At 50.8% G+C, this 23,761-nt stretch carries 21 protein-coding genes and 1 riboswitch; of the genes, 13 read left to right on the forward strand and 8 right to left on the reverse strand.

What is annotated here, in order from left to right; all coding sequences use genetic code 11:
• Positions 1 to 32: 32 nt before the first annotated feature.
• The 6 genes from LCH85_13020 to egtB form a co-directional block, all read right to left on the reverse strand.
• A complete protein-coding gene (locus tag LCH85_13020) occupies positions 33 to 446 on the reverse strand; it encodes a hypothetical protein (GenBank protein MCA0352912.1) in 414 nt (137 codons plus the stop codon).
• A gap of 38 nt (positions 447 to 484) precedes the next feature.
• Positions 485 to 952, reverse strand: coding sequence for a hypothetical protein (locus LCH85_13025; protein MCA0352913.1), 468 nt, complete (start codon positions 950 to 952; stop codon positions 485 to 487).
• 29 nt (positions 953 to 981) lie between these two features.
• A complete protein-coding gene (locus LCH85_13030) occupies positions 982 to 1,389 on the reverse strand; it encodes a hypothetical protein (protein MCA0352914.1) in 408 nt (135 codons plus the stop codon).
• Between the two features lie 115 nt (positions 1,390 to 1,504).
• Complete coding sequence (locus LCH85_13035; GenBank protein MCA0352915.1) at positions 1,505 to 1,813, reverse strand: hypothetical protein; 309 nt, start codon at positions 1,811 to 1,813, stop codon at positions 1,505 to 1,507.
• A 79-nt stretch (positions 1,814 to 1,892) separates the two neighbouring features.
• Entirely contained in the window at positions 1,893 to 2,873 is a 981-nt protein-coding gene (gene egtD, locus LCH85_13040; protein ID MCA0352916.1) for an L-histidine N(alpha)-methyltransferase, read from the reverse strand.
• Positions 2,870 to 4,174 carry an ergothioneine biosynthesis protein EgtB gene (gene egtB / locus LCH85_13045; GenBank protein ID MCA0352917.1) on the reverse strand — a complete coding sequence of 435 codons (1,305 nt, stop codon included), beginning with the start codon at positions 4,172 to 4,174 and terminating at the stop codon, positions 2,870 to 2,872. The genes egtD and egtB overlap by 4 nt, the downstream gene beginning before the upstream one ends.
• Positions 4,175 to 4,436: 262 nt before the next feature.
• On the opposite strand from egtB, the gene LCH85_13050 reads away from it, so the two are divergent.
• A complete protein-coding gene (locus LCH85_13050) occupies positions 4,437 to 4,649 on the forward strand; it encodes a hypothetical protein (GenBank protein ID MCA0352918.1) in 213 nt (70 codons plus the stop codon).
• Here LCH85_13050 and LCH85_13055 read toward each other — a convergent pair.
• A complete protein-coding gene (locus tag LCH85_13055; GenBank protein ID MCA0352919.1) occupies positions 4,646 to 5,086 on the reverse strand; it encodes a YccF domain-containing protein in 441 nt (146 codons plus the stop codon). The genes LCH85_13050 and LCH85_13055 overlap by 4 nt on opposite strands.
• Positions 5,087 to 5,344: 258 nt before the next feature.
• Between LCH85_13055 and LCH85_13060 the strand changes: the two genes are divergently transcribed.
• Positions 5,345 to 6,019, forward strand: a complete 675-nt coding sequence (locus LCH85_13060) for a DUF4397 domain-containing protein (GenBank protein MCA0352920.1) — start codon at positions 5,345 to 5,347, stop codon at positions 6,017 to 6,019.
• Between the two features lie 58 nt (positions 6,020 to 6,077).
• Here LCH85_13060 and acs read toward each other — a convergent pair whose 3' ends face one another.
• On the reverse strand, positions 6,078 to 8,039 hold the full coding sequence (gene acs / locus LCH85_13065) for an acetate--CoA ligase (GenBank protein ID MCA0352921.1): 1,962 nt from the start codon (positions 8,037 to 8,039) through the stop codon (positions 6,078 to 6,080).
• A gap of 318 nt (positions 8,040 to 8,357) precedes the next feature.
• On the opposite strand from acs, the gene hemW reads away from it, so the two are divergent.
• From hemW to LCH85_13120, 11 genes are all read left to right on the forward strand, one after another.
• The gene (gene hemW / locus LCH85_13070) at positions 8,358 to 9,632 is read left to right on the forward strand and encodes a radical SAM family heme chaperone HemW (protein ID MCA0352922.1); all 1,275 of its coding nucleotides are present in this window, start codon (positions 8,358 to 8,360) and stop codon (positions 9,630 to 9,632) included.
• A 236-nt stretch (positions 9,633 to 9,868) separates the two neighbouring features.
• Positions 9,869 to 10,013, forward strand: a riboswitch (cobalamin riboswitch).
• A 135-nt stretch (positions 10,014 to 10,148) separates the two neighbouring features.
• The gene (gene cobO / locus LCH85_13075) at positions 10,149 to 11,180 is read left to right on the forward strand and encodes a cob(I)yrinic acid a,c-diamide adenosyltransferase (protein ID MCA0352923.1); all 1,032 of its coding nucleotides are present in this window, start codon (positions 10,149 to 10,151) and stop codon (positions 11,178 to 11,180) included.
• On the forward strand, positions 11,180 to 15,487 hold the full coding sequence (cobN, locus tag LCH85_13080; GenBank protein ID MCA0352924.1) for a cobaltochelatase subunit CobN: 4,308 nt from the start codon (positions 11,180 to 11,182) through the stop codon (positions 15,485 to 15,487). The genes cobO and cobN overlap by 1 nt, the downstream gene beginning before the upstream one ends.
• The gene (locus LCH85_13085) at positions 15,484 to 16,248 is read left to right on the forward strand and encodes a class I SAM-dependent methyltransferase (GenBank protein MCA0352925.1); all 765 of its coding nucleotides are present in this window, start codon (positions 15,484 to 15,486) and stop codon (positions 16,246 to 16,248) included. The genes cobN and LCH85_13085 overlap by 4 nt, the downstream gene beginning before the upstream one ends.
• On the forward strand, positions 16,241 to 17,158 hold the full coding sequence (cbiB, locus tag LCH85_13090; protein ID MCA0352926.1) for an adenosylcobinamide-phosphate synthase CbiB: 918 nt from the start codon (positions 16,241 to 16,243) through the stop codon (positions 17,156 to 17,158). Before LCH85_13085 ends, cbiB begins: the two co-directional genes overlap by 8 nt.
• A gap of 121 nt (positions 17,159 to 17,279) precedes the next feature.
• Positions 17,280 to 18,338, forward strand: a complete 1,059-nt coding sequence (locus LCH85_13095) for a cobalamin-binding protein (GenBank protein MCA0352927.1) — start codon at positions 17,280 to 17,282, stop codon at positions 18,336 to 18,338.
• A gap of 77 nt (positions 18,339 to 18,415) precedes the next feature.
• Entirely contained in the window at positions 18,416 to 19,450 is a 1,035-nt protein-coding gene (locus LCH85_13100) for an iron ABC transporter permease (GenBank protein ID MCA0352928.1), read from the forward strand.
• Positions 19,451 to 19,677: 227 nt separating this feature from the next.
• Positions 19,678 to 20,487: an ABC transporter ATP-binding protein gene (locus tag LCH85_13105; GenBank protein MCA0352929.1), complete on the forward strand. Its 810-nt coding sequence runs from the start codon at positions 19,678 to 19,680 to the stop codon at positions 20,485 to 20,487.
• Positions 20,475 to 21,020 carry a bifunctional adenosylcobinamide kinase/adenosylcobinamide-phosphate guanylyltransferase gene (cobU, locus tag LCH85_13110; protein MCA0352930.1) on the forward strand — a complete coding sequence of 182 codons (546 nt, stop codon included), beginning with the start codon at positions 20,475 to 20,477 and terminating at the stop codon, positions 21,018 to 21,020. The genes LCH85_13105 and cobU overlap by 13 nt, the downstream gene beginning before the upstream one ends.
• Positions 21,020 to 22,192, forward strand: a complete 1,173-nt coding sequence (locus LCH85_13115) for a histidinol-phosphate aminotransferase family protein (protein MCA0352931.1) — start codon at positions 21,020 to 21,022, stop codon at positions 22,190 to 22,192. The genes cobU and LCH85_13115 overlap by 1 nt, the downstream gene beginning before the upstream one ends.
• Positions 22,186 to 23,643, forward strand: coding sequence for a cobyric acid synthase (locus LCH85_13120; GenBank protein ID MCA0352932.1), 1,458 nt, complete (start codon positions 22,186 to 22,188; stop codon positions 23,641 to 23,643). The genes LCH85_13115 and LCH85_13120 overlap by 7 nt, the downstream gene beginning before the upstream one ends.
• Positions 23,644 to 23,761: the final 118 nt, after the last annotated feature.

Below are 23,761 nucleotides of genomic sequence, written 5' to 3' on the forward strand. Positions count from 1 at the left end.
CTGCTTTTTTGTTTAATTTAATGTTGCTAATTTTACTTGTTTGGGGCAAACCATGCACGAGTTTTATCACGCGATAAATACCAAATAATCGCCATACTAATTATTATCGAAATAGTTTGTGCTAGTTCTGGTTGATAATCAAAGAGGAATCGTAAAATCCAATATAAAACCACAATAATTGATTCCAAGATAACTACAAGCTTCCTGATTTTTTCACGAAACCCAAATATACCTTGGACGATTTTGATATGAAAAAATGTAAAAGCTCCATAAAACAGTACCATAAAGCCATATGGCAGCAAATAGCCTGGCGGCAGGTCAAGAAATCTCAGCGCAAAAATCAACATCATACCGCCTGTAAAGGTAGCTCGTGCTGCAAAAAGAAAGCCAATCAAAAGAATTCCCAATGGTTTTTTGCCATATTTTACTTGCTGAATCTGTTGCATACCTACTATTCCTCGTTGTTTTTATCAATATTCAAGTGCTAATTTATTTCGGGCTGAAACACATCGATTATTTCCGGTTGCTGCAAATAATGAATAATCAGATAACTTATTGCTATCACCGCAGCCTCAATCCAAAAATACCAATTGGATTGAGCCAGACTGAACCCAGCCAACCCAATCACTGTCCAATCCCACCAAATTGTGGCATTTCGTGCGAAAGGGTATTTTTTGAGTAGGCCTATGCCGAGCAAGCTATGAATTGTGATGGCAACGCCGATCGCTCCGATAAACACCAACGCCAACCAATGGCGAGTTTGAATCCAATGTTGCAGTAAATCTACGCCCGTACTACCCCCACTTAGCGGGTCAACTACACCTGATCCTTGTTGTAAGGCCCAAAATAGGGCATAGCCACCAAAGAGTGCAGTGACAAATTGGTAGCCAGCAATCAGTTTGATTGGTAAGGGAGTTGGCTTTAATGATGGGACAAAATAGCCTCGTAGCATGATTCTCACTCCTCTAGTTTGTAGTGCGATTAGGCTCCATAGAAATAATCTAAGGTTTCAGTTCGGCGTAAATACCAAATGATGACAATACTGAGGCCAGCCGAAAACCAATCCGATGCTTCAAAATCACCTGTCAGCAGAGCAAAGGCTGAAAACGCCAACGACACACATTCAATAAAAACACCAAGTCGGCGCACTCGCTCGCGTTGCTTGAAAATGCCCCATGTAATGATTGCGTATAAGATCGTCATGCCAGCATAGAGCAACAATTGTAGTAAGGGAATGAAGAAGTCTGATCCAAACCATGTCTGCAACCTTGAGCCTAATAAAACCGTTAGAACTGCTAGCAACAGTGAGCCTAAGCCATATCGCACGCCAACGAGCTTCAGCCCAAGCGGGGCAGGCAATTTGGTTTGATTTGTGGGAACGCTATACATACTCTCTCCAATTCAGATTAATATTCTCAGGTTGATACGCACAATCTGCTTAATGGTTGCACAACGCTACAAGCTTTTGGCGGGTGAGATACCACAGGCAAACCCAACTTACGACCTAATCGATCAGCCCAAACCACGATATGTTCCATAACCAACCAATGATCCGTCGGGTTTCGAGTATTACCGCAGTTCGGTGAGCTTCGGATTTGCGCTTGATCAGGCCATTGCCAACCCAAGCCAGCAGCCAAGCAATCGCGCCAAACAAGCCACTCATAAACAGCCATAGCCCTAAATCAAAGGCAGCACTATTCTTGATGAGCGGGTAGACGGTTGTTGCCGCGCTGAGGTAATAGCGCCAACCAATTAACTTAAGTCCTAAAGAGGTTGGGCTAAAAAGTGACGCTGAATGATCACGTTGCATCATGATTGTCCTCTCTCGTAGCATAATTCGCAATTCAATACGCCGCCGATCGGCATGTTGTTGGCCAATCGGCGGCTTTCGTTTAAGCAATCGGGCGTAAATAGTGCACGCTGAACAGGTTTTGGGGGTCTGTCCAAACCTCGGCTACCGCAAGTTGGGCTTGGGCTGCCAACGCGGCAAATTCTTGCAGATGATATTTGTAAGAGCATTCAGTCCAAATTGGCTCGCCACGGCGAAAATCAATTTGCTGATCGCCAATCCACACTGTTTGATCGTGCAAACTGACCAAGTGCATTTCAATTCGGCCTTGAATTGGGTTGTAGCAGGCATAATGGCGAAAGTTGGCTAGCGCGAAGTTGGCATCAAGCTCACGATTAATTCGCGCCAGTAGATTGAGATTAAATGCCGCAGTCACTCCAGCCGCATCATTGTAGGCCGCATGCAACAGGCTCGGATCTTTTTTAAGATCAACGCCAAGCAGCACGCCACCATCAGGCAAGCATAGTTCACGCATCATCTTTAAAAAGCTCAAGGCTTCGTCGGGGTGAAAATTGCCGATTGTTGAGCCTGGGTAAAACACCACCGTGCGACCAACTGGGCGTTGAGCCTGGGGCAAACTCAATGGCTGGGTATAATCGGCACACATGGGCAAAATTTCGATTGCTGGATAGCGCTCGGCTAAATCTTGGCTGGCGGCGAGCAAATGTTCGCGCGAAATATCAATTGGCAGATAGGCCGCTGGCGCTTCAAGTTGATCGAGCAGCAAACGGGTTTTGCGGCTGGCTCCGCTGCCATATTCAACCAAACGCACATCAGGCCCAACCCAGTGGCGAATTGCGGGCATGGCTTGCTGCAAAATTGCTAGTTCAGTACGGGTTGGGTAATATTCGACTAGTTCGCAAATGGCATCGAAAATCTGCGAACCTTCTGCATCGTAGAAAAATTTACAAGGCAAGGTTTTGATTGGTTGACGCAAGCCCTCAAGCACTTCGCTGCGAAAGCAGGCTACAGTGGGGGCGGCATCAAGCAAACGTACTTTGGCTACTTGTTGGGTTTCGCTCATGCTTCACCATCTGCTGCCAAGCGCAAACCACTAAATTGCCAACGAGCATCGGGCGGAAAGAAATTGCGATAGGTCAGGCGGGCATGGGAGCGCGAGGTGGCACATGAAGCGCCGCGTAACACATATTGCCCCGACATAAATTTGCCATTGTACTCACCCAGTGCACCTGCTGCTGGCTGAAACCTAGGATATGGCGAGTAGGCACTTTGAGTCCATTGCCAAACTTCGCCAAACATTTGTTGAGGTAAATTGCTGCTATCAAGATTGAGTGCTGCTGGATGATAGCGGCCTGCATCAGCGTATGATCCATCGAGCGCTACGGTTTGGGCTGCCAACTCCCATTCGGCTTCGGTTGGCAAGCGCTTGCCCGCCCAACGAGCAAAAGCATCAGCCTCGTAATAGCTGAGATGACAAACTGGCTCGGCTAGATCAAGCGGACGCAAACCCCCAAGCGTCATCTGCTGCCATACCCCATCGAGTTGCTCCCAATACATCGGCGCAGTCCAGCCAGCATCTTCGCGGGTGTACCAGCCTGATGAGAGCCACAAATCTTGGCGGGCATAGCCAGCATCTTCGATAAAGGCCAAATATTCGCCGTTGGTGACAAGCCGTGAGGCCAATTTAAAATTGTGTACAAATTGGCGATGGCGTGGCGATTCATTATCGAAAGCAAAACTTTGACCCTCGTAACCAAGCCAAATAATGCCTTCGGGATAGCTGAGCCAATGCAATGGCGCGGCAGGCTGGTGGTTGCTTAGGGCAAATTCACGGTAGGCTGGGCGCAAGGGGTTTTCGGAAAAAACATGCTTGAGGTCAGTCAACATTAATTCTTGATGCTGCTGCTCGTGATGAATCCCCAAATCGAGAATTGGCTCCCAACGGGCAAAGGTTTCGGCATCCATCGCAATCAACAAGGCCAACATCTGCTGATCAACATAGGCACGGTAGCGGTAGGTTTCCTCGACGGTTGGCCGCGAAATCAAACCGCGTTTGGGGCGACAATGGCGTTTGCCGAGCGTTACATAATATGAATTAAAGAGGTAGGCATATTGGGGATGCAATGTTTGGTAGTTAGGCACGGCTTGGGTCAGTACAAACGTTTCAAAAAACCAACTGGTATGGGCGAGATGCCACTTGGTTGGGCTAATATCGGGCATCGACTGAATCACATAATCTTCGGTTACAAGCGGCTCACAAAGATACTCCGAGAATTGGCGCACTGCCTGATAGTGTTCAATCAAACGAGCTTGGCGGGCTTGCACAGGCATCGCTGAAAGCGACGAATCCATCAGTGTCTCCATCGACTGCATCCTTTGCTATTGCCCCGAAGTACACACTCAAGGGCGGCGGGTGACGAACAGAGGTCAGTTGGTCGGTAACCAACGTGAGGCAACTCTTGGTGTCGCGACGCGATAAAAGGTGGGATGAGTGCCAAATAAACGGCGTTGTCATAGCAGCCGGCAATGCCATGACAAATGGACGAAGGCAGTGTAGCATAACCCAAGTCGCTTGAACATAGCAAAATCCGCAAATTTGTTCAAGCATTCTTTAAGGAGTTTTTCGATGCAGTATGAACTTGTTGTGCGCGTTGAGGCTGGGCAATATCGCGCAATCTGCCCGCAAATTGCTGGGGTGGTAGGCTATGGAGCCAGCCCTGGAGCTGCTTTGGATGCTGCGTTGGCCGCCTTACAAAATTATTGCATTCAGCATGGCTTGCCCGTGCCACAATTGGAAGTAACACGGGCAAGCCTTAAAACCAGCGGTGGGCGAGCTTAGCCTAAAGTCGTAATCGCTGGTACGCGGTTGAACATCCAAAATGATAACGGTAAGCCTAAGCCAAAACTAAACCCAGCGATTGCCCATGCGGTTGCCAGCCAAATGCCGCTAAACCACCAACCAATGAGGATAAAGTAGATCGCCCGAATGATGAATGATTGTTGAGGGCGACTGTGGCCAACGACCACCTGTCCATTTGAGAGCACCACCATTTGGGCATTGGCGGGATTTGGGCGTAAAGTCATCATTTGCGGCAGCCGATTGAGCAACATCAGGCCAAGTGGCAAGCCAATAATGCTGACAATTAACAACCATGCCAAGCCTGTGACCACTGCTCCTAACCACAAGCCGACAAAAATAAACCACAAGCCACGAATCAAGCAGCCAGGCCCAGCATTGCCATTGTTGATGATCACGGTTGGCGGTGGATAACTCATTGGATTCCCTTTCTAACTCTAGATGCTTGGGCTTAGCATACTCTATGCAATGTTCACAAATGTGGGCTATGTACTTGAACTAGATCAGATTTTGATTAATTATTGATGAGTTTTAGAAATTGTTCATGATTTGTCGATAGTTTGTACATCCATCAAAAGCTCACTCGCGTAAAACAAGACAATAGCGCTATAACGAGTTGAGATAGGTCAGGGTTAACCAGTTTCGCTGAAGATTGTTGTTTTTTGGAGGATTCTAAAATGGTACGACGTTTGATGTTGATGACATTGGCTTTGTTAGCAGTTGTCGGGTTAAGCACACCACAGGCAAGCAAAGCCGCCACGATGAATTATGTTCGAGTTATGCACGCCTCACCCGATGCTCCAGCAGTCGATATTTTTGTCGATGGCAAAGCCGTGTTAACCAGCGTGCCATTCTTTGCGCTGAGCGGCCAATTAGCCTTACCAGATGGCACCTATACAATTGATATTGCTCCAGCTGGCGCAGGTGTCGCAGCATCAGTCTTTGAAACCAAATTAACGCTTGAAGGTGGCTATACTGGCACGGTTGCCGCAGTTGGCAGCTTGGGTTTAGGTAATTTTGATGTCAAATTGTATGAAGATAATTACTCGATGACTGGCGCTGGGATGAGCCGCGTGCGGGTTATTCACGGCTCACCCGATGCACCAGCCGTCGATATCAAAATTGCTGGCACGCAAAATGTTGTAGTCAAAGGGGCTAAATTCGGCGATGCAGCAACTTTAGAAGTTCCAGCAGGGAGCTATAGCTTTGATATCAGCCCAGCTGGTAGCTCAACCGTGTTGTTTACCACGCCAGCCCTACGCTTCGAATCAGGTTGGGGCTATAGCTTGGTCGCTAGCGGTTTCGCCAGCAAGAATTTCTGGGTTCAATCACGCGTCGATATGGTGAAATAAACTGAATTGATTGAATCAGCCGTGTGGTGATCTTGTCCATCACCACACGGCTGATTTTTTATTGTTCCAAGGTGCTCAAATCGCCTTCGGGCAAGCCTAGGGCACGAGCTTTAAGCACCCGCCGCATAATTTTGCCTGAGCGGGTTTTCGGCAAACTTGGCACAAATTGCACAGCCTCAGGTCGGGCAATTGGTCCCATCACTTTGCCAACGTGGGCAATCAGCGCATCCTCAAGATCTTGGTTGGCTTCGTAGCCATTCTTCAAAATTACAAAGGTATGAATCGCATTGCCTTTGACTTCGTGAGGCAAGCCAATCGCGGCGGCTTCGGCAACTGATGGGTGCGAGACCAAAGCCGATTCGACTTCAGCCGTGCCCAGCCGATAGCCGGAAACCTTGATTACATCGTCGATCCGGCCAATTACCCAGAAATAGCCGTCTTCGTCTTTGCGAGCTGAATCGCCAGCGGTGTACACGCCTGGAATTCGGCTCCAATATTGCTCGATATAGCGCTCAGGGTTGTTATAGATCGTGCGCAACATTGAAGGCCATGGATTGCGGATAATCAACAAGCCATCTTCATCGTCGCTGGCGTGTTCACCTTGATCGTTGACTACATCGGCATCGATGCCAAACGAGGCACGAGTGCCCGAGCCTGGCTTGAGTGGCGTGGTTGGATTGGGCGTGATCATCATGCTACCCGTTTCAGTTTGCCACCAAGTATCCATAATTGGGCAATTGTTGCGGCCAATTACCCTATGATACCAACGCCATGCTTCGGGGTTAATTGGTTCGCCGACCGAGCCAAGCAAACGCAATGAGCCAAGATCATGGCGGTTAGGCCAAGCTTCGCCAAAGCGCATCAAGCCGCGAATTGCGGTAGGAGCAGTGTAGAGCACGGTTACGCCATAGCGCTCGACAATATTCCACCAGCGGTTGGGGAAGGGGAAAGTTGGTGCACCTTCGTACATCACCTGAGTTGCGCCAAGCATCAAGGGGCCATAGACAATGTAGGAGTGGCCCGTGACCCAGCCTGGATCGGCGGCACACCAATACACATCATCTTCTTTGATATCAAGATTAAAGTGCAGAGTTGTCGCAACTCCAACCTGATAGCCGCCATGGGTATGCACTAAGCCTTTGGGAGCGCCAGTCGTCCCCGAAGTGTAGAGCATATATAAAGGATGTTCAGCATCAAGTTGCTCGGTTTCGCACTTGGTCGAAGCGATCGGCAGGGCCATCAATTCTTCATACCACAAGTCGCGGCCTTGTTGCATTTCGACTTCGTGGCCAGTGCGCTTGACCACAATCACAATTTCGACGACTGGCGAATGTTTAATCGCATCGTCGGTGATCTTTTTCAGTTCAACGACCTTGCCATTCATATAACCGCCGTCAGCCGTAATCACCACCCGCGATTGGGCATCTTGGATGCGGGTTTGCAGCGCTTCGACGCTAAAACCACCATAGACCACGCTATGCATCGCGCCAATTTTGGCACAAGCCAACATCGCAATGACAATTTCGGGAACCCGTGGCAAATAGATCGTCACGGTATCGCCCTTTTTGACCCCCATCGATTTGAGCACATTGGCAAATTTATTGACCCGTTTGAACAATTGCCAATAGCTGTAGGTCTTGTTATCGCCCTTTTCACTTTCCCAAATCAAGGCCAACTTATTCTTGCGCCAGGTTTTGACATGGCGATCAAGCGCATTATGCACAATGTTGATCTTGCCATCGTTAAACCATTGGTAAAACGGCGCTTTGCTATCATCGAGCACTTTGCTAAATGGCACATACCAATCGACCATCCGAGTAGCCATGTCGGCCCAGAAATCTTGGTAATGCTCAATTGACCATTGACGCATTGCTTCGACATCGGCGAAACCTTTTTCACGAGCGTAGGCCAGCACGTTCGAGTTTTCAACCAAGGCAGCAGGTGGGTAGTAGAATGCTGATTCAGCGTCGTTGCTTGCCGAAAATTGACCAACAGTGGTTGGTGCAGCATGCTCAGTCATTGAGATGCCTCCTAATTATTACTCACAAGCGGCGGGACAAGTGCGAGGTCTGCCCCAATTGTAGCGTCGATGCTTGGGTTATGTCAAAGTTCTCAGGAGTGAGAACATAGAGCAAAGAACAGAGGGCTTGGGGACTGGTCGTTGGGGACTGGGGATCGGAAATAAAGCTACAGGATGCATGATGCGAGATAAAATGGATAGTTCGGGCAATTCGTGGCTAAAACAGCCTTTGTGCTCTTCGTGTCCTTCGTGGATTAAATTTTCGCATCTCAGTAGTTCTTCATGGCGCAAAGCCTCAAATCGCACTACAATAATGCTATGACAACACACGATTTAAAACATCTCTATATTCATATTCCGTTTTGCCAAACTCGTTGTGCCTACTGCGATTTCAATACGTTTGCCAATCGTGAAGATTTTATGCAGCGCTATATCGATGCGTTGTGTTTGCACCTTGAGCGCATGGCGAGCGGCGAAACTACACCTGACCCAACTTGGCCCGCAACCACTGCCCAACCTATGCCATGGGCCAGCTACCGCTTGCAGGATCTGGCTGGGCCATTGCAGCAAGCCGATTTGCCAGCAACGGTGTTTTTGGGTGGCGGCACACCAACAGCCCTGCCTTTGCCTTTGCTTGAGCAATTAATGCAAACAATCGGGCGAATTATTCCGCTGGAGCAGGCCGAAGTTACTAGCGAGGCCAACCCAGGTACAGTGCTTGACCTGAATTATCTTCGGGCCATGCGTTCGATGGGGATTAATCGCTTAAGTATGGGCGTACAAACGCTCCATGATCCAACCTTGCGCGTTTTGGGGCGCATTCATACTGCCAGCGAGGCTTATGCTTCGTATCAAGCGGCCCGCAAGGTTGGCTTTGAAAATATCAATCTTGATTTTATGTTTGGCTTGCCGGGCCAAGATATTGCCCAATGGCGAGCGATGCTCAAGGAAATTGTCAGTTGGGATACTGAACATTTTGCCTTGTATTCGTTGATTGTTGAGCCAACTACCCCACTAGCAGCCCAAGTAACCGCTGGTCGGGTGAGCATTCCCAATGATGATGCAACTGGCGAGATGTACGAGGCTGCAATGGACATTTTAGGGGCGGCTGGTTATGGCCATTATGAGATTTCTAATTGGGCTAAAACCCAAAGCGCAACTTTTAATCCAAGCGAGAGCTTACCAGCTTATGCCTCACGTCATAATGTGGCTTATTGGCTCAACGCCGATTATCTGGGAGTTGGCGCAGGCGCTCATAGCCATTGGCGCGGCTGGCGCTGGGTTGATCAACGGGTGTTGGAGCCGTTTGCTCAGCAGGTTGAACGTGGCCATGCACCATTAATTGATGTTCAACAGTGCGAACCACATGATCGCGATTTTGAAACGATTATGATGGGCTTGCGACTGAATTGTGGTTTAGGCTTGGCGCATTTTCAACAACGCACTGGCCACGATTTACTCGAACGCTATCAACCAGTGATCGATCAATTGATCGCACAAGGCATGCTTGAACAAACCCCAAACGCGATTCGCTTTACGCCGCGTGGGCGCATGGTCGGCAATCAAGTGATCGAACGCTTTTTGGTCGATTGACGACGAGGGATCAGTTTTCAGGGGTCAGGGATCAGTTTTTTGATCCACGAAGGACACGAAGGGCACGAAGTAAGGCTATTGGCTATAGACAATTGGCACAATGGTTGGTATTGCAATCCAATCTTTGCTAGCCAAAAGCCTATAGCCCAATCGTTTCATCCCTCCTAATTTATCCTTCATCCTTATCTTTGGCCTTTTGACTTTAACTTACGATTGCCCGTATAATCGCGACTGCAATTTACAAGTTTGTTTGTGGTGCGTTGCTGTCCCGGATGACACACACGCGCAATGGGGGAAGCCAGTTAGAGTCTGGCGCTGTCCCGCAACGGTAGGAAGCCCACGCTTCAAGCCCGATAACCCGCCACAAACTCATCGACACTCCAACATTTCCCTCGCGGATCAGGGAAGGAGTTGCTAGACCCTGCTGGGTTTAGTGCCTCTTTTCCTCTTTGGCATGAGCCGAAGAGGTTTTTTCTTGGCTGTTTGCATGCTGGTGTGTCGCCCAACGGAGCCAGCATGAGCGATGCCCCACTGACGATGCGAGCCTATGGGCGCCATTTATTTATTTGTACTGGTGATCAATGTAATGGCGATGCCGATGGTGCGGCCTTAGCCCAACACGCCCTCGAACAACTTGGCGATCGGCGCAAATTACGCAATCCCGAACGGGTCAAATGCTCGACGGTCAGTTGTTTGGGTGTCTGCCAGCGCGGCCCAATTGCGGTGGTTTACCCCGAAGGCATTTGGTATCAGCAGCTTGATCACGATTTAGTTGAACAAATCGTTCAAGAGCATTTGATCAATGGCGAGCCAGTTGAAGCAGCAATTTTTCATCGGCTGTATCCAGCGGGCCAAGAGCCAGAATACGCTCCGGCAGTGCGCGGCGATCAAGCATTTAATCCAATTGAATTACAACCCGATGATGCGGTTGAGCAATTGGAGCCAATTATTGCTGCTGGCACGCAACTGCATTCAACCGAGGAAAAACAGCGCTATCGCGAACAAGTACGCAAATTGCGCAAAGGCAAAAAAGGCCTTGTGATCGTCAACACCGGTAATGGCAAGGGCAAAACGTCGGCGGCCTTGGGCGTGATGACCCGGGCGTGGGGTCGCGATCTCAAGGTTAAAGTCATTCAATTTCTCAAACACGAAAATGCCAAGTTTGGCGAATCGCGGGCTGCTGCCAAAATGGAAATTGAGTTTGGTGGCACTGGCGATGGCTTCACTTGGACCTCGAAAGACCTTGATGCGACCAAAGCCAAAGCCTTGCATGGCTGGGAATTGGCTAAAACCGCGATTAGCTCGAATCAATATCAGATCGTCATTCTCGATGAATTTACCTATGTGATGGCCTTTGGCTGGCTTGATGTCAACGAGATTGTGGCTTGGTTGGCGGCCAACAAGCCTGAACTATTGCATGTGATTATTACAGGCCGTGATGCTCCCGCTGCCCTGATCGAGCACGCCGACCTGGTAACCGAGATGCGCGAGATCAAACATCCGTTTACAACTCAAGGCATTCGTGCCCAGATCGGGATTGACTTCTGATGACTGAACGTTTGCAACGCAATATGGTCGAGCGCATCGATGGGCGCATGGTTAACGCTGGTTATAAACGCGGAATGTTATTTATCTGCGCTCATGGCTGCTGCTGTGGGATTACCGAGCGTGGTTTTGCCCCGGTTTGGCCCGAAATTCACCAACACGAATGGGAAAGCCGCAAGCTGCGCAATATTGTGCATTTGAATATGGGCGGTTGTTTGGGGCCATGCCCATTGGCAAATGTGGCCATGCTGATGTTTGATGGCCAGCCGATTTGGTTTCATTCGCTCAATCAGCCAGAGTTGGTGGTGGCGCTCTACGACTACATCGAAGCCATGATTCAGGCCGATCAGGTCTTGCCTGCGCCCTCCAATCTCAAGCCGCATGTTTTCAATGGCTTTAAATGGGATGCTCAGGCGACCGCCGCAATCAGCCCAGCGCCAGCATTACCAGCCAGCCCGCCCAGCCTTGGCAATAGCATCGTATTTTTGACCCAAGCGGATACCGATATCCTTTTAATTGAGCAAGCGCGTCGCCAATTGCCCAGCGATTTTGCCAATTTGCAAACTGCCAATGTGGGCGATGCCGAAGATCAAACGGCGCTTGATACTTTGCTTGATCGCTTATTGCCCCAAGCCGAAATTGTGGTTGTCCGTTTGATTACGGGCAGTCGGGGCTTTGAGCATGGCATCGAGCGCTTGCAACAGTGGACGCAACAAACCAATGGCTTTGTGCTGTATTTGCCTGGCTTCGAGGCGCTTGACCCTGAATTGATGGCGCTTTCGAATGTTGGCGTGCCGCTGGCGCACCTAATCAGCAGCTATTTTATGCAGGGTGGTTTGGAAAATGTCGTCAATGCTTTGGCTTGCTTGAGCGACCACTTATTGCTCACCGGTTGGGGCTACGACGCGCCACAGGAATTACCACGCCATGGCATCTACACGCCAGCATTAAATCGCTGTGAAGGCTGCGCCGCTGCCCAATGCCAAACGAATGTGCAAACCGATCAACCAACCGTGGGCGTGCTGTTCTATCGAGCGCACATGCTCAGCGGCAACACCGATTTTGTTGATGCCATTTGTCGGGCGATCGCAGCTCAGGGCATGCAACCACGGGCGGTCTATACCCACTCGCTCAAGGAAGGCGGCAGCAACAATCTGCCCGCTGCCTTGGAATGTTTGCAAGCCGATGGGCCAATTGCTGCCTTGATTTGCAGTTTGTCGTTTGCTTTGGGTAATGTCAATACCGAAGGCCCAACCCTCGCTGGCGCGGAAATCGATATGCTGCAACAACTGAATGTGCCGATTATCCAAGCGATTGCTAGTGGCCGCTCACGTGAGCAATGGCAACGAGCAGGCCGTGGATTAAGCTCGTTGGATACAGCGATCAATGTGGCGATTCCCGAATTTGATGGCCGGATTATCACCGTGCCAATCTCGTTCAAGGAGCAAGACCCCAATTCTGGTGGCGTGCGCTATATGCCAGATCTTGAGCGGGTTGAACGAGTGGTCGGGATTACGCGACGCTTAGTCAATTTGCGCCACAAACCAAACGCTGAAAAACGCATAGCTTTTGTGTTTACCAACAGCAGCGCCAAAGCCTCACGGGTTGGCAACGCGGTTGGCTTGGATGCGCCAGCCTCATTATTGACCTTGCTCCACGTCATGCAAGCCGAGGGCTATCAGGTTGGCAAATTGCCAGTTAGCAGCGATCAATTATTATTCGATTTGATCGATCGTTGTTCATATGACGAAACCTGGCTGACTGAGCAACAATTAGCCCAAGCGGTGCATGTGCCAGTCGATCAATATCAACAATGGTTTGCTGAACTACCCGCCAATTTACAAGCCAGCATGATCAAACAATGGGGCGAAGCGCCTGGCACAGCCTATTTGAGCGAGCATGGGTTAGCCTTGGCTGGCTTGGAGTTTGGTAATGTGTTTGTGGCGTTGCAGCCGCCGCGTGGCTATGGCATGGACCCAAATGCAATTTACCATATGCCCGATTTGCCGCCGCCGCACAGCTATTATGCGCTCTATCGTTGGCTGCGCGATGGCTGGCAGGCCGATGCGCTGGTGCATATGGGCAAACACGGCACGCTGGAATGGCTACCAGGTAAGAGCGTTGGCCTGAGCCGCGAGTGCTTCCCTGATGCGTTAATTGGCGATTTGCCAGTGATTTATCCGTTTATCATCAATGATCCAGGCGAAGGCAATCAAGCCAAACGCCGTAGCCATGCGGTGATCATCGACCATATGACTCCGCCAATGACCAGCGCCGGAGCTTATGGCCAGCTGGCCGAATTGGCGCAGTTGGTCAATGAATATTATCAAGTTGAGCAACTCGACCCCAATAAATTGCCCTTGTTGCAGCGCCAAATTTGGAACTTGCTGCAAACCAGCAATCTCAGCGATGATTTGCAATTTATTCTCAAGGCCAACCACGGCGACCACACCCACGATTGGGATGGCTCGTTCCTTGAAGATGGCACGCCCACCGCCTTTGCCGAGATGGAAGGTCGCCAAGTCGCCCACTTGCTCGAAGATATTGAAGGCTATTTGTGCGAACTAACCGGAGCGCAAATTCGCGATGGCTTGCACATTTTAGGCACTCTGGCCGAAGGCGACCAACTGCCAGAATTGCTGTTTCACCTGACCAAACTACCCAACCTTGATGTGCCCAGTTTGCCAGTGGCGGTGGGCAAGCTCTACGGCTTGGATTGGAATAATTTGCAAGCCAATTTGGGCGAGCGCTTAGCTCAGCCGTTGCAATTGGCCGACCAAACGCTTTACAGCAATGGCGATGTGGCGGCATGGCTCGAACAACATTGCAAAACAATGTTACATAACTTGGAACAACAGACTTGGCAGGTTACTGCGATTCCGACAGTGTTGCAAGCGAGTTTATTGCCTAGCGCAGCAGCTTGGGATCAAACCGTCGTTGCACCATTGGAATTTATCTGCACTCAGCTCATTCCCAATTTGCATGAAAGTGCGCGAGCCGAAATTGCCAGCCTGCTGCATAGCTTGAATGGTGGCTATATTCCAGCGGGGCCAAGTGGAGCGCCAACTCGTGGTATGGCCCATGTGTTGCCAACAGGCCGCAATTTCTATGCAGTCGATCCGCGTTCGTTGCCCAGCGCAGCGGCTTGGCAAGTTGGCCAACACTTGGCTGATGATTTGATTCGGCGCTATCAACGCGAAGAAGGCAGCTACCCGCGCAGCGTTGGCATCAGCATTTGGGGCACTAGTGCCATGCGCACCTATGGCGATGATATTGCCCAAGTGCTGGCCTTGCTGGGCGTGCGGCCAGTTTGGCAAGCCGAAAACCGCCGCATCACGGGCGTTGAAGTGATTCCCTTGGCCGAACTTGGCCGCCCACGAATTAATGTGGTTTGTCGAATTAGCGGCTTCTTCCGCGATGCCTTCCCCCACTTGGTCAGTTTGCTGGATCAAGCCGCCCAAACCGTGATTGAGCTTGATGAGCCACTTGATCAGAATTTTGCTCGTCAGCAGGCCTTTGCGGCCACTGAGCAGCTAATTAAAAACGGCTTAGCGCCCGAAATTGCCCAACAACAAGCGCGTTATCGGGTTTGGGGCTGCAAGCCAGGCAGTTATGGCGCAGGCATTTTGCCCTTGATTGATAGCCAAAATTGGCAAGATGACGCAGATTTTGCCCGAGCCTACATCGCTTGGGGTGGTTATGCCTACACCAGCGACGAATATGGGGTTGAGGCTGCCGATGCCTTTGGCACAGCCTTGAGTGAAGTTCAAGTTGCCACCAAAAACCAAGATAATCGCGAACACGATATTTTTGATAGCGACGACTATATGCAGTATCACGGCGGCATGATCGCCACGATTCGCGCCTTGACTGGCCGCAACCCACGCCGCTACTTTGGCGATTCGAGCAACCCCCAGCGCCCGCAAACCCGCGATCTGCGCGAAGAAGCGCGGCGGGTATTTCGCAGCCGCGTGGTTAATCCAAAGTGGATCGAAAGCATGCGCCGTCATGGCTACAAAGGCGCGTTGGAGCTAGCCGCCACCGTCGATTATCTCTTTGGCTACGATGCCACGGCCCAAGTTGTTGATGATTGGATGTATCACTCGATTGCTGAGCACTATTTGCGCGACGAGGAGATGCAACAATTTTTTGCCGATAGCAACCCATGGGCTTGGCAAGCGATTGCTGAACGCCTACTCGAAGCGATTGATCGCGATTTATGGCACGACCCTGAACAACACGATATCGATCTGCTCAAAGCTGCCCAATCCTTGGGTTTGAGCAATTTACAACAACGAGGCCAGCTATGAACAACAACGATTGGTATCGCTATTTTGCGCCGCGCCAAGTTGCCACATTAAGCGCCGAACGCCAACAGGGCGATTATGCTGCCGCCCAGTACGACCTTGATTTTGTGTTGGCTCAGATTGGCCTTGGCTCAAACGCGAGTATTTTGGAAATTGGTTGTGGTTGGGGTCGGCATAGCGTGGCGCTGGCCGAACGTGGCTTTGCTCATGTTTTGAGCATCGACATTGCACCCGAATTGCTGCAAGCGGCCCAAGCTTTTGCCCAGCAACGCGGCCAAACCTGCCAATTTCGCCAACAAGATTTTATCGAAATTAGCGATCAGCCGTTTGATGCGATCTTCTCGTTGTACGACCGCAGTTGTTGCGGCTACCCTAGCGAAGCGGCTGATGCCCAGAGTTTGCAGCATTTAGCCAATTTGCTGCAACCCAATGGCTGGCTGATTTTTGGCATCAACGATTGGCCGTTTGCGCTGCCTGAAGCTAGCCAACGCTGGGCTGAAACTGAACAAGGCTTGGAGTTGTACGAGGTGATTCCGGATCGCAGCGCCATGACCTGCACCGATCGCTTGACAGTGCTCAAGGCAGGTCAACGCACCAGCTATGAATTGACGCGCCGCCATTACTATTTGCCCGAATTGCAGCGCTTGCTGGGTAATGCAGGCTTACAGTTAGTCAGCGCATGGCATCGCTTGGATATAACGCGACCGTATGGCGATGGCAGCAATGGTTTATTTATCGTGGCTCAGCGAGCGAGCAATGGCTAAACGAGCACTGAGTGGTTTATTGGCCTTGGCCTGCGATGCGCTCTTGCCTGAATTGCCCAACCAAGTGCATCCAGTTGTTTGGATGGGCAAGTGGATCAAGCGAGGCGAGCAGTTCGCGCCAAGCAACGAGGCTGGCCGTTTGGTTTGGGGCGCAATTTGGCTCGGCATGGGCATGGGCTTGAGTGCAGATTTGGCTGCCCGAATTCCCAAACATCCATTGGCTCAAGCCTTGGTTGCCCAAAGTTTGCTGGCCTATCGAGCGCTCGATCGAGCGGTTGGCGAGGTGCAAACCGCATTGGTAGCCGATGATTTGGCTGAAGCACGACGGTTGTTAAGCTGGCATTTGGTCAGCCGCGATACGGCGGAGCTAAGCCCAAGCGACGTTGCCGCCGCCGCAATTGAATCGCTGGCCGAAAATCTCTCGGATAGCGTGATTGCCCCGTTGTTTTGGTATTTGGTAGCAGGCTTGCCAGGCTTGGCGGCCTATCGCATGAGCAATACCTTCGATGCGATGTGGGGCTATCGCAATCAACAGTTTGAATATCTTGGCAAAGTTGCCGCCCGTTGCGATGATGCACTCAATTTAGTTCCCGCACGTTTGACCGCTGGCCTGCTTTGGCTGGTTGCCCATGGCCAACGCCAACGAACATGGCAGGTAGTTTGGCGTGATCATGGTAAAACAGCCTCGCCCAATGCTGGTTGGCCAATGGCGGCCATGGCTGGGGCGCTGGATACTCAGTTGATCAAAATTGGGCATTATGCACTTGGCGATGGCTTAACCCAGCCCGACCCAGCCCTGATACAAACTGCTCGCCAGCTAACCCGCCGCGTGATGTTTCTAGTTGTGGCAGGCTTGGCGATTGGCGCTTGGGGAGCAGAACATGTTAACGCAGAGGGTGAATGGCTTTAGGCTATCGGCTATCGGAACATTTTTTGGGATTGCAATGGCTTCAACAGCCAACAGCCAATAGCCAAATTTTCATCCTTCATCCCTCATAATTCATCCTTCTATAAAATGGGGTTCAATTCACATGACCAAGGTTCGATTTAGCCGATTTTTGAGCGTTTTCTTGTTGTTGGGCAGCCTTGTAGCTTGTGGCGCTGCCGAAAATGGCGTGACCCAATTACCAGCGACAACCGTGCCGCCAACCGCCACAACTGATAGTGTTGCCGTAGCGCCAACCGCCACCACAGCAGTGAGTGTAACTGCCGAATTGACCCCAACCGTTGTGGTCAGCAATACCAGCAGCAGCTATCCCTTAACGATCAAGGATAGCCTTGGACGCGAAGTGACTTTAACCGCACAACCAAGTCGGATCGTCTCGTTAGCACCATCGAATACTGAAATTCTGTTTGCAGTTGGTGCGGGCGATGCGTTGGTTGGCGTGACTAAATATTGCAATTATCCCGAAGCAGCCAAGAGCATCGATCAAATTGGTGGCTTCTCGGCCAAAACGATTAGCATCGAAACCATTGTGGCGCTCAAGCCTGATGTTGTGTTTTCGGGCGATGAAAGCCAACAAACGGTGATTGATGCTCTAGCGCAAGCCAATATTCCGGTAATCGCAATCAAAGCTGAAAACTTCGCAGCCGTCTATGAAAATATTAATTTGATTGGTCAAGCGACTAATCATCCAACTGAGGCGGCTCAAGTTGTAGCCGAGATGCAAACGCGGATTGATGCAGTAACCACCAAAACCAAGACACTGGCAGCTGCCGATAAATTAAGCGTGTTCTATGAAGTTTATGACGAGCCATTGATGACTGCTGGCCCGCAAACCTTTATTGGTCAAATGGTTGAACTCGCTGGCGCAACTAATATTTTTGCCGATGTCAGCGAAGAGTATCCTGAAATCAGTGCCGAAGAAGTGGTTAACCGCCAACCAGCGGTGATCATCGGGCCTGAATCACATGGCGATAAACTGACGATTGATCTGATCGCCCAACGTCCAGGCTGGAGCCAAATCAAGGCAGTCAAGGATGGCAAGATCATCGTTTTGAATGGTGATATGCTTTCGCGGCCAGGCCCACGGTTGGCCGATGCCTTAGAAGCACTGAGCCAAGCCTTGTACCCAGAATTGTTTAACTAAGCCTGATTGAGCTTAATCAGCGTGTGCCAAGCAGCGTCAGCAATGGTGCTGCTTGCTCCAGTTTTGAAGGGTTGGTTTTGGCACGATTAATATCCAAGCCCTATTGGCGCGATTTGCTTGCATTTGGCGGGCTACTTGGCTTGTTGCTCTTAACGATGGTGCTGAGCCTTGGCATTGGTGCGGTGCAATTTAGCCCCAGCGAAGTGCTGCAAGCGATCATTCAGCCTCAACATCCGAGCACCAACAGTACTGCCGTGACGATCGTTTGGGATTTGCGGATGGCTCGCATGCTCTTGGCGGCTTTGATTGGCGCTGGGTTGGCTAGTGCGGGTGCGGCATTTCAGGGCTTATTTCAAAATCCCTTGGCTGATCCATTTGCGATCGGTGCATCGGGCGGGGCGGCCTTGGGAGCAACTTTGGCGATTGTGCTGCAAATTCAGTGGCAATGGCTGGGTTTTAGTGCAGTTGCGCTGTGTGCCTTTATTGGTGCTTTGCTGGCGGTTGGCGTGGTGTATACGATTGCCGAAGTTGGTGGGCACGCACCGCGCACCGCCTTGCTCTTGGCAGGAGCAGCGCTCAGCACCATGCTTTCGGCCACAGTTTCGTTATTGTTATTGATGAACGAGCAACCGTTGTATGAAGTATTTGCCTGGCTGCTGGGCGGTTTATCGGGCCGTAGCTGGGATAATTTGCGCAGCAGCCTGCCATTTGTGGTGCTGGGTATTGCTTGGCTTTGGCTGTTAGCACGGCGGATCGATGCCCTGAGTTGTGGCGATGAAGTGGCCCAAAGTTTGGGCTTATCGCTGTGGCGTACTCGAAGTGCTGTGATTGCCGCCGCCAGCATCACGACTGCTGCAACTGTAGCTAATGGCGGCATTATCGGCTTTGTTGGCTTGATTGCGCCACATATTGCCCGCTTGCTGTTTGGAGCCAACCATGCCCGTTTGATTCCTGCCAGCGGCTTGGTTGGGGCGATGTTGCTGGTGCTCGCTGATACAACGGCTCGTACCATCGCGGCACCATTGGAGTTGCCTGTTGGCATTTTAACCGCCATGCTCGGCGGCCCATTCTTTTTGTATCTGCTCAAGCGGTCGCGAGGGGTCAGGGGTTAGGGAGAAGGAGGAAGTGAGGGATGAAGGATGAGGGCTATGGGCTTTTGGCTATAGGCTATTGGACAGTTTTTGTGGTTATGAGGCAATAGGACAGCAAGAACATCATCAAATAAATCTGTGCAATCTGTGGCTAAAAAATAATCATTCGTGTAATTCGTGGCGAAAAACAGCCTTCGCGTAAATTCGTTTCCTTCGTGGATAATTTAATTCCTAGAAAGCCATAATCTATGTCAAACCCAATTCTTACAATCGAGCAGCTTGGTTGTCGTTATGGCTCGCGCGATGTATTTGCCCAGGTCGATTTACAGGCTACCAAGGGCGAAGTTTTGGCGCTGCTTGGGCCGAATGGCGCTGGCAAAAGCACATTATTGCGTTGTTTGGCACGCTTACAACGTCCGCAACAGGGCCAAATCTGGCTTGATGGGCAGCCATTGTGGCAGATAAAACCGCGTTTGGTAGCCCAGCAAGTTGCCTTTGCCCCGCAGCAAGCTGGATTAAACCCCGAATTAACTGTTGAGCAAATGCTGTTGCTTGGTCGCACGCCGCATCGTGGTTGGCTGCTCCCGATGACTAAGACTGATCGAACAATTGTCGAAACATTACTTGAGCGTTTTAATTTAACCAAGTATCGGCGGCAAAGTCTGGCCGAGCTTTCGGGTGGTGAACAACGGCGGGTGATTATTGCCCGAGCCTTGGCCCAGCAGCCCAAAATGTTATTGCTCGATGAGCCAACCGCCCATCTTGATTTGAAGTATCAGCTAGAAATTATGCAATTGGTCAGCGATTTGGCGCATAACGACGGGGTGTGTGTCATTTTGACCTTGCACGATCTGAATCAAGCCAGCCTGTGCGCCGACCGCATCGCCTTACTCGCTCATGGCCGCTTGCAGGCAGTTGGTGCACCAAGCACCGTTTTGCGCAGCGAATTGATCGAAGCAGCCTATGAAGTGCCAATTCAAATGATTGAGCATCCTAACCATAATTTACCGCTGGTGATGCTCCAACCACAGCGCAAGGAAGCAGTATGGCCCAATTAGTTCTATTCACTGGCGGCGCTCGCAGCGGCAAAAGCTGGCGAGCCGAACAATATACCAGCCAACAAGCCGAGCATATCGTTTATATCGCCACCGCTCAAGCTGGCGATGCTGAAATGCAACAACGGATTAGTTTGCATCAAGTCCAACGCCCCAGCCATTGGCAAACGCTCGAAGCGCCGCTGGCAGTCAGCCAAACTCTAGCACAACTGCCAAGCGGCAGTGTGGTGTTGCTCGATTGTCTAACCTTGCTGGTGAGCAACCTCTTGCTTGCCAACGAAATTCAGCCCGAACCGATCGTGCAAGCTGAAATTCAGGCAATTTTGGCGGCTCAGCAAGCCCGCGATTTACATTTGATTATCGTGACCAATGAGGTTGGGATGGGCATTGTACCAGCCTATGCCCTGGGTCGAGTCTATCGCGACCTGATTGGGCGGGCCAACCAGCAAATCGCCGCCGCAGCCAACGCGGTTTATCTCGTTGTGGCGGGCATTCCGATCGAAATCCGCCAACTGCAAGCAGCGTGGGTCAAGTAATGCAGCAGCCAATTCATGGGGCAATTGATTATGCTGAATTGCAGCAACGTGGGCTTGTAGCCAGCCAAATCGACGATTTCAGTAGCAACGTCAATCCGCTTGGCACGCCGAGTTTTATTCGCGAAGCGCTGGCAACTGTTGATTTGGCGCATTACCCCGATCGTCAATCGTTGGCCTTGCGGGCGGCGCTGGCCAAACGCCATGGTTGTGAACCTGAACAGCTATTGATTGGTAATGGCAGCAATGAGTTAATTCATCTGATTGCGCGGGCCTTGTTGCAACCGAATGATCCGGTTTTGCTGATTGAGCCAACTTTTGGCGAATATGCCTATGCTAGTAGTTTGGCTGGCGCTCGATTGTTGCGCTATCAAGCAACTGCCGAAACTGGTTTTGCAATTGATCTTGGGGCTTGTTGTCATTTGATCAAGCAACATCGCCCACGCTTGGTTTGGCTGTGCAATCCCAATAATCCCACTGGCAGCTATTTGGATGCTGAAGCGATTGCCCAACTTCAAGCAGCGTGTACCGCAGTTCAAGCCTATTTGGTGCTCGATTTGGCATATGCTGATTTAGGGGTCAGGGGACAGGGGTTAGGAGTTAGGAATCAGGAGTCTAAGTATATCCGAATCTTAACTGAAGAAGATCAATTTAGGGGTCTAGGTGTTAGAGAACAAGGGGCGAAATATTATGAGTATCAACCCTCTGACCTCTTGACCCTAGCCCCTGACCCCTACACGATTTACCTCTACTCGCTGACCAAAAGCTATGCCTTGGCGGGGTTGCGCTTGGGCTATGTGGTGGCTGAGCAAGCGGTTATCGCTAGTTTGCAGCGTTGGCAGCCGCAATGGAGCGTCAATAGTTTGGCTCAGGCCGCCGGCCTAGCGATTTGCCAAAATCCGCATTGGCTAGCCCAACAGCTTGAGCAATGGTGGATTTGGAGCGAACAATTACGCCAAGGCTTGCGCCAACTCGGCTTGAAGGTCTTGCCAAGTTGCTTGCCATTTTTCTTAGTTGAAGTGACCAACGCTCAGCAAACTCGCAGTGCTTTGCTGGCTCATGCTTGTTTGGTGCGCGATTGTAGCTCGTTTGGCTTGCCGCAGTTTGTACGGATCGCCCCGCGTCAACCAGCCGCAAATCAACACTTGCTGAATGCTTGGAGAAGTTTATGCTAGCCCCAGTTTTGATGGTCGTTGGAACCGCCTCGTCGGTTGGTAAAAGCACCTTGGTTAGTGCGCTTTGCCGAATCGCCGCCCGCCGTGGCATTCGCGTTGCACCCTTCAAAGCCCAAAATATGAGCAATAACGCCGCTGTTACTGCCAACGGCGAAGAAATTGCCCGTAGTATTGCAGTCCAAGCAGCGGCAGCTAAACTCACACCCAGCGTGCAGATGAACCCAATTTTGATCAAGCCTGAAGGCCAACGCCGGAGCCAAATTATTGTGCAAGGCCGACCGTGGCGCACGCTTGAGGCAATCGATTATTGGCAACGTAAACAGATGCTCTGGGAAATTGTTGCCAACAGCCTCGATCAGTTACGCCAAACATATGATTTGGTGATAGCTGAGGGCGCTGGCAGCCCAGTTGAATTGAATCTTAAAGCTCACGATATTACCAATATGCGCGTGGCAACCTATGCTCAAGCCCAAACGTTGTTGGTCGGCGATATTGACGTTGGCGGGATTTTCGCGGCGATGTTGGGCACATTGATGCTATTAGAGCCAGAGGAACGTCAATTAATCGCTGGCTTAATTGTCAATCGGTTTCGTGGCGACCCCGACTTATTTACTGATGGGATTCAAATTCTCGAACAACGCAGCAACAAACCAGTCTTAGGGGTTGTGCCATGGCTGCCGCAACTTGGCTTGCCCGAAGAAGATGCGGTTGCTTTGGAACGACCTGATCAAACAACCAACAATGCATCCCTGACGATTGGGGTGATTCAACTACCAGCGATCGCCAACTTCGACGATTTTGATCCCTTGGCCCAAGAGCAGGGAGTGGCAGTGCGCTATATCAACCAGCCGCATGAATTACAGCATTGCCAAGCGCTGATTTTGCCAGGCACAAAGCACACGTTGGCTGCGCGGCAGTGGTTAACTGAGCATGGCTTCGATCGGGCAATTCAACAATTTCAAGGGCCAATTGTCGGCATTTGTGGCGGCTATCAGTTGCTCGGCCAGCAAATTGATGATCCAGAGGCGGTTGAAGGCACTGGCGGTAGCATGGCAGGCTTAGGTTTATTACCAACCACCACGATCTTTCAGCGCCACAAGCAAACGCGCCAAGTTCAGGCGCTCAGCCATTTGCCATGGGCCAAAACTTACCCACTAACTGGCTATGAAATTCATATGGGGCGAACTGAGCTGTTGGCTGATCAACCAGCATTTAGCATTGAACAAGCTGAATCAACCCATGCTGATGGCTGTATGCGGGCTGATGGCAAGGTTTGGGGCTGTTATATTCATGGTATTTTTGCTAATACCGAGTTTCGCCAAGCTTGGCTGAGTAGCCTTGGTTGGCAGGTTCAGCCTTCAATTCAACCAATCGATCCTTTCGAGCGGCTCGCCGACCATGTAGAAGCTTGTTTGGAGCCGAATTTATTAGCAAAATTACTGGGAACTTAAGCCTAAGAACATAGAGCACGAATGGCTATAGACTTTTGGCTATGGGAACAGGAATTAAACAAATTTAGGTTAATCAGCCTTTGCGATCTTCGCATGCTTGGCGGTTTTAACCTTCGTG

It is taken from the genome of Chloroflexota bacterium (assembly GCA_020161265.1).
Classification (GTDB): domain Bacteria; phylum Chloroflexota; class Chloroflexia; order Chloroflexales; family Herpetosiphonaceae; genus Herpetosiphon.